Origin of the sequence: Rossellomorea aquimaris (assembly GCF_001877785.1) — a bacterium.
Taxonomy (GTDB): Bacteria; Bacillota; Bacilli; order Bacillales; family Bacillaceae_B; genus Rossellomorea; species Rossellomorea aquimaris_A.
The window spans coordinates 156,118-163,192 of the sequence record NZ_MINN01000150.1 but is presented as its reverse complement, the minus strand read 5'-3'; the positions used below and the strand labels follow the sequence as shown (position 1 = coordinate 163,192).

The following is a 7,075-nucleotide window of genomic DNA, read 5'->3' as shown; positions in this document are numbered from 1 at the left end:
CCAGATATATTTAAATTTGGGTGTATCTGTTTGACCATGCCGTGTCTCTTATGTTGAACACTTAAGAAATCCCGAGAAAAACAAAGATATTCTAAGTAACCTGCCATTATCGTGAGGGAGGCTCACCGGCCGCCCGCGGAAAGCGAAGTCTTGCACGGAAATCATTAGCGCATAAAGAAACTATACTTTTATTGTTTGCCGCTATATGGAATTTTTTTAGTTTTATCCCACATACTTTTTATAAACTTATTTCCTCAAATCCCCATTCTTCTGGAATATATCTGCCTTTACCTCCTTCGGCAATAACGTGTACTTTTTTTCACAGGTAATGACCCAATAATATATTGCATATTTCAATAAAGTCTATTTTCCTGTATAATTTTACATACCAAATGAATTTCCAGAAAGGCTGATTTCTATGCCCATACCAACAAACCATTCTAAGCCTGTCCGCCAATCTGCCAAGGAAAACGCATTCAACCAGATTCAGGAGTGGATCATTGATGGAACATTGAGTCCAGGCGAAAAATTGAATGATACTGAACTTGCTAATGCGTTAGGAAGCAGCAGAACACCGATACGTGAATCGCTGCAGCTTCTGGAAGTGCAGGGGTTCGTTAAAATGTACCCTGGTAAGAGTACGGAAGTCACAGAAATCGAACGTGAAGCGATCAAGGATCTGCTCCCTCCGTTGGCTGCCTTGCAGTCTTTGTCTGCTGAGTTGGCAATCGGCCATATCACAGAGGAGCAGCTGAAGCAGCTGGAAGATATCAATGAGCATTTCGCAAAGTTAATCCATTCAAAGAATGCCTACGCTGCCTTGAAAATAGATGAAGAATTTCACCAGGTCATTATAGAAATAACGAAAAATACATATATCAAAAACATGGTAAAGTCCTTGCAGGCACATGTCCGAAGGCATTTTTTCCATAATTCCATTATCTTAACCGAGAGGTCGATCGATGAACATAAAGCCATTATTTCGGCCTTGAAACATGGTGATAAGGATAAGGCAGCAGCCATCATGAAAGATAACTGGCTAGGTACACTGGAGGATTTTCAGGCATAGACAAATGAAAAGCCGGTCCCCTCATTTTTATGAGGGGGCCGGCTTTTTTTATGAGGCCAACGCTATTGTCACTTGTTACTAAGCATGGACCGGAGCCTTTCTTTGGAAACGGCTGATCACACCGGTAACGATAATGACGGCAAGGGCCGGCAGCAGCCATCCAAGCCCTTGATTGTATAGGGGCAAAGTTTGTTCATAAAAAGCTACAATTGGCTTCATCCAGCTGAAATACTCGATTCCAAGTGAGTCACAAAGCGACTTGAGGCCATCAAAGATGCTGATCAAAAATGTCACAGCGATGGTTGAACTATAAACAATCGTTGCGTGATTAAACAATGGAGACAGAAATGTCAGGATGATCAGCACAATCGCCAGTGGATATAAGAACATCAGGACCGGTATAGAGTAGGAGATGATGTTTGACAATCCAAAGTTCGCAATCACGAAGGTGATTGTGGCAAAAAAGACAACAAGTTTCTGATAACTGATCTTCGGAAACAACGTATGAAAATATTCGGCATTGGCTACCGTCAATCCGATCGCTGTTGTCAGACATGCCAATATGATGGCAATCGCAAGCATAACGGAACCAAGTGTACCGAAGTAGTGGGAGGCAGCGTTACTCAAAATCGGTCCGCCGGTCTCAAAGGTTCCATAAATCTGTGCGCTTGTTGCCCCTAGATAAGCAATTCCGACATAAATCACAGCGAGCAGCAATATGGCAATACTGCCTGCTTTGACAGTTGCTTTTTGAATATCGGTATTCGAAGTTACGCCCATTGCACGGATCGCGTTAATCACGATAATACCAAATACCAATGAGGCAAGTGCATCCATGGTATTATATCCTTCCAGAAAACCAGTGATAAATGCGCCATTCGTATAAGCTTCCTGAGGTGCTTCCATGCTGCCCATCGGATTGGCTATTGCAGCCACAAGAAGAACGGCAAGCATGACCACCAGCCCGGGTGCCAAAAACTTTCCAATATTATCTACAAGCTTGGCAGGTTTCAATGAGAATAAGAGAACCGCACCAAAAAATAGTAAGGTGAAAATGAAGAGTCCCATTTGCTGTGAAGACTCATTTATAAAAGGGGCTATCCCTACCTCGTACGCAACGGTACCCGTGCGGGGAGACGCGAAGAACGGCCCGATGGTCAGATAAAGCAGTGACGTGAAACACACGGCATAAACCGGGTGTACGCGGCTTGAAAGTTCCTGAAGGTTACGGCTCCCTGAGAAACTCATTGCGATGATTCCGAGCAGCGGAAGTCCCACTCCTGTAATTAAAAAGCCAATGATGGACGGCCAGAGATTGGTTCCGGCATTTTGACCGAGCTGTGCCGGGAAGATCAGGTTTCCAGCCCCGAAAAATAATGCGAAAAGCATGACGCCTATGGTCGCGTATGATGAAAAAGTCAATTTTCCTTTCATGAAGTATGCCTCCTATGATGAAAAATATTTAAGAATAATAATTTCGATATGCAATATATCAATGAAATCTATCATACTCTCCTAATATGCATAATGCAATATATTTCAGAAAATTTTCATATGTAAATAAATGACGTTTAGAGGCTTGAAACAGTGATATTCCTCAAACATAGGAGAGGTAGGCGAAGCCGAAGTATTTTCAGGTGAGCGTATTGATCCTTAGAAAACTTTACTAGCTTGATATATCGGTTAGAAATATTGAATAATGAGCATTTAATAGAAAAGTTTGATGTTATAAAAGGTGTATAGTTCGGGAGTCGTTAGTCCAGCTGGCTCCATTAGGTATCACCTCGATTTCATGGTGCAATCGAGTTTAGTATGAGGAAACAGCCTGTTTATTATGCGATATGATAGCCGGGGAAAGAAGCTTATCATAAGTTGTAGAATAGTCTTTCATAAAAAAAAGAACCAGGCAAACCGCCTAGTTCCTCTTAGAATTAAAATAACTCACCGCTGTCATATGGCTTAGCAGCGCGACTGTAAGGATGGACAAAATCATGTGCACAGAAGATGTGACGGGGCTGAGTTCTTCCGTTTTGGTTATGAATCCGCCGAACGTTGCAAGTGCAGACACCAGGATTAATGATAAGGCCTGCATTCTCATCACATTGAACCTTATGGAAAGGAAGACGGCATAACCGATATAGAAAAGGGTGAGCAGTCCAAGGATTCCATGAGTAAAGTAGACAAAATTTGCGAGTGCGATCTCTGTGTGGTTCACTTCAAAAATCAGTTCGCTGAGCCGGAAATGTTTGAAGACAGCACCGATTAAGATTTCACTCATGAGGATGACAACACCGATGATCAACGGTTTTTTTATTTCCATATATTTGACGTGGTATGTCCGTTCGCTTAATCCTGCATAAAGGAAGACAAGGGAAATCAACAAAAACAGACTGAACATCACATCAAGAGTGGTGAATCCGGTAGGAGTCCCCAGCAATACATTCATCCCGCCAATCATCGCCTGCGTTAACAGGAGCAGCAAGGAAAGGGTCGAAATGAACTTCACCTGCTTCTCTGAAGTTTTTTTCCAGGCCAGGATGGCGTTGATTAAGATGAACAGACCAAGCAGGGTCGTGAATAACCGGTGGGAATATTCAATCACGATATGGTAGTCCGTGATGTCCGGAATGACCTTTCCATTACAGATCGGCCAATCTGTCCCGCAGGCGTCACCGGAGTTGGTGGCCACGACCAGATTGCCGAGTACCAGTGCTGCAATCGTCAGGAAGACCGTAAATAATGAGAATTTATTTTTCATTTCATAAAAAGTCCTTTCATGTTTGAATCGACTATATTGATTTCTGTTCATATACTATCAGCTTGGCCGGATTCCTACAAAAGATAGGTATAGAGTTCACATAACGTTCATCATTTATCAACTAATCAGAGCAAAACATTACCCTCATTTTTTTCCAAAATCAAATGAACGCATTGACACAAGAAGCATATTTTTTTATCATTTAATTATAATATATGAACACATTATCATATATAAGAATAGAATGGGAGTGTCAACATGGGAAAAGATAAAGATAAGAAGCATGAGTTGGACTCACAGCATCATGATGAAATAGAAGATACAAAAGGAACATGTGTTGAAATCGATGAAGAAACCCTGTTTATCGTGACACAGACGTTCAAAGCTTTATCCGAACCGACACGGGTGCGGATTCTGCACTTATTGGCTCAGAAAGAGCATTCAGTAAATGAGATTGCCGAGAAGCTGTCATTGCTTCAAACCACGGTCTCCCATCAGCTGCGTTTCCTGAAAAACCTGCGCCTGGTGAAATATAGACGGGAAGGCACGACATTGTATTATTCCGCTGATGACGATCATGTGATGAACATGCTCCAGCAAACCATGCACCATGCCAGACACCACTAAGTATCATGGGGGAGTTCAAGATGGACGAATATAAACTTCAGGGACTTTCGTGCGGAAACTGCGCGAGGGAAATGGAAGAAGAAATCAATAAGCTTGAAAACGGGGAAGGATCAAGGATCCTGTACAACAGCAGCAAACTGGTGCTTGCTAAGGGCGTCGATATGCAAAAGGTTGAAAAGATCCTTTCCTCGGATGGTGCTGTCATTGTCAAAGATCCTGATGACGGTGATGCCCGCGGACATGAACATGACCACTCCCACGTTCATGATAGCAGCACCGACATAAAGATCCTGCTGGGGATTTCCGCCATCATCTTTCTGTCCGCCATCTATGTCGATACCCAGTGGGATAATCTTGTCCCAGTCTTCATGTATCTCACTGCGGCCGCTACGAGCGGGTATCCTACGTTCATTAAGGGGGCTAAGAACTTATTAAAGTTTAAATTCAACATTGATACACTCATGACCATCGCCCTGATCGGCGCATTTTCCATCGGTGAATGGAAGGAAGGAACGCTCGTTGCGATCTTGTTCGGTGTCAATGAACTGTTGGAAGGCATGGGGATGGAAAAGGCAAGAAAATCGATGGAGGAACTCTTGAAGGTAGCACCTAAGGAAGCGATCCTTATTGAGGGAGAAAAAGAAAGGGTCGTTCCGATCGAAACCCTTAAAACAGGAGACCTTGTCCTGGTGAAGTCCGGACAGAAAATACCTTCGGAAGGAATCGTCGCAGCCGGGAAGAGCTCGGTCAATGAAGCAGCCATCACCGGAGAAGCCATGCCGGTTGATAAGGAGCCGGATGAGAAGGTCTTCGGGGGAAGTATCAACAATGAGGGTGTACTGAAAGTGAAGATCACGAAGGAATATAAAGATTCTTCCCTTGCAAAAATCCTTCACTTGGTCGAAGAGGCACAGGAAACGAAGACGCCGACAGAGCTGTTCATCAACCGGTTTGCCCGCTATTATACGCCGCTCATCATGATTGTTGCGGCTCTCGTGATGGTCGTGCCGCCGCTGTTCATGAACGGCGATTGGGGATCATGGTTTTATCAGGGCCTTGCCGTACTGATCGTTGGCTGCCCGTGTGCCTTGATCCTTTCATCACCGATTGCCATTGTTTCGGGAATTGCACGTAATGCCAAAAACGGCATCCTTGTAAAAGGCGGCGTATTCCTTGAACAGCTCGGTAAGATCGATACGATCGCCTTTGACAAGACAGGAACGCTGACAAAAGGCCATCCCTATGTGGAAAAAACAATTGTATATGATGAAGAGAATTTTTACCGGATTGCCGGTTCCATTGAAAAGACATCGTCCCACCCGATTGCTAAAGCGGTCATGGGAAAAATCGATCACGAAAACATCACATACACCGAACCTGAAGAGATCAATACGATTTCAGGGCAGGGGGTATCAGCGGTTATCGATGGAAGGACCTACAAAGTAGGAAATGAGAAAAGCCTCGGCTTCCCTTTATCCGAAAAGACGGAGACGGATATCGGCTCACTGAAGGATGCAGGCTATACCCTAGTGATCGTCTCAGATGAAGAAAAGGTATTAGGGGTATTCGGAATCACCGATGAGATCCGCGAAGAAAGCAAGGGAATCATTTCCAAACTTTATTCAGCAGGCATCAACAATGCCGTCATGCTGACGGGTGACCATCAAAAAACCGCAGAAAAAGTGGCGAAACAAGTAGGGTTGACGGACTATTATGCAAATCTGCTGCCTGATGAAAAAGTTGCCAAGGTGAAGGAACTGACCGCGAAAGGAAAGACTGCGATGGTCGGGGACGGCATCAATGATGCACCGGCACTCGCCACAGCGGATCTCGGCATTGCAATGGGGAAAGGAACGGACAGCGCGATTGAAACCGCCGATGTCGTCCTTATGCAGGATCACCTCGGCAAACTGCCGTCTGCCATCACGATTTCAAAACGGGTCAATAAGATCATCAAGCTGAACATTTCGCTGGCGCTCGGTCTCAAGCTGATTGCATTGCTGCTGACCATTCCGGGACTGCTGACACTCTGGATCGCCATCCTGTCAGACATGGGGGCCACCATCCTGGTGACATTGATCAGCCTCACGATTATGATTGGGGAAAAAAGAGATTCAGCATAGAAGAAAGAAACTGAACAACTAGCATATAAATTTAAAAAAGCTGGACCATCATTCAATAGGAGTATTTGAATGAGTCCAGTTTTTTTAGTTTGATTTTGTTTGAGCTTGTCTAAAGTTTGTAGTTTGTTCCAGCGTTTGATTGGAGTGCAAGACGAAGACTCCTATCAGAAAAGCGGAAGGGCTTTGCTCAGAGGCGTGTGGCATAAGGCGAATCGGCCTGGAAGGCGTTCTTTTCCTTCTTGGCCGGTTTGACTTATGACATGTGCCTCTAAGCCCTGCAGCTGGACAGTTAGTCCCCTTAAAAGAAGAGGAGGCTCACGGGCTACCCGCGGAAAGCTTAGTCTTGCACGGAAATCAATAGCGGTATGATGAAATTGTCACATAATATCCATATTTTCTTTTTTTAGTTTAAATGTGTATTGACGGAGTTTGAAGGGGTATGTAAAATCAATAAGTGAGAATAATTATCATTTTCAAATACATACATAAGGGTGGAAA

General features: G+C 44.1%; 5 protein-coding genes. 3 read left to right on the top strand and 2 right to left on the bottom strand.

All coding sequences use genetic code 11. The features are described from left to right. Nucleotides 1-418: 418 nt before the first annotated feature. Nucleotides 419-1,069, top strand: a complete 651-nt coding sequence (locus BHE18_RS21810) for a GntR family transcriptional regulator (protein WP_071620576.1) — start codon at nt 419-421, stop codon at nt 1,067-1,069. A 78-nt stretch (nt 1,070-1,147) separates the two neighbouring features. Here the strand turns inward: BHE18_RS21810 and brnQ are convergent, their stop codons facing one another. Both brnQ and BHE18_RS21800 read right to left on the bottom strand, forming a co-directional pair. After that, the gene (gene brnQ, locus BHE18_RS21805; RefSeq protein ID WP_071620575.1) at nt 1,148-2,503 is read right to left on the bottom strand and encodes a branched-chain amino acid transport system II carrier protein; all 1,356 of its coding nucleotides are present in this window, start codon (nt 2,501-2,503) and stop codon (nt 1,148-1,150) included. 481 nt (nt 2,504-2,984) lie between these two features. Continuing rightward, complete coding sequence (locus BHE18_RS21800) at nt 2,985-3,827, bottom strand: COX15/CtaA family protein (protein ID WP_071620574.1); 843 nt, start codon at nt 3,825-3,827, stop codon at nt 2,985-2,987. A 258-nt stretch (nt 3,828-4,085) separates the two neighbouring features. On the opposite strand from BHE18_RS21800, the gene BHE18_RS21795 reads away from it, so the two are divergent. Together BHE18_RS21795 and BHE18_RS21790 are read left to right on the top strand one after the other, a co-directional pair. After that, the gene (locus BHE18_RS21795) at nt 4,086-4,454 is read left to right on the top strand and encodes an ArsR/SmtB family transcription factor (RefSeq protein ID WP_071620573.1); all 369 of its coding nucleotides are present in this window, start codon (nt 4,086-4,088) and stop codon (nt 4,452-4,454) included. A 20-nt stretch (nt 4,455-4,474) separates the two neighbouring features. Further along, entirely contained in the window at nt 4,475-6,577 is a 2,103-nt protein-coding gene (locus BHE18_RS21790; RefSeq protein ID WP_071620572.1) for a heavy metal translocating P-type ATPase, read from the top strand. Nucleotides 6,578-7,075: the final 498 nt, after the last annotated feature.

What these genes read in the sequence shown, in the direction of transcription:
- BHE18_RS21810 (WP_071620576.1), top strand. Translation starts at nt 419, where the DNA reads ATGCCCATACCAACAAACCATTCTAAGCCTGTCCGCCAATCTGCCAAG.
- brnQ (WP_071620575.1), bottom strand. Translation starts at nt 2,503, where the DNA reads ATGAAAGGAAAATTGACTTTTTCATCATACGCGACCATAGGCGTCATG.
- BHE18_RS21800 (WP_071620574.1), bottom strand. Translation starts at nt 3,827, where the DNA reads ATGAAAAATAAATTCTCATTATTTACGGTCTTCCTGACGATTGCAGCA.
- BHE18_RS21795 (WP_071620573.1), top strand. Translation starts at nt 4,086, where the DNA reads ATGGGAAAAGATAAAGATAAGAAGCATGAGTTGGACTCACAGCATCAT.
- BHE18_RS21790 (WP_071620572.1), top strand. Translation starts at nt 4,475, where the DNA reads ATGGACGAATATAAACTTCAGGGACTTTCGTGCGGAAACTGCGCGAGG.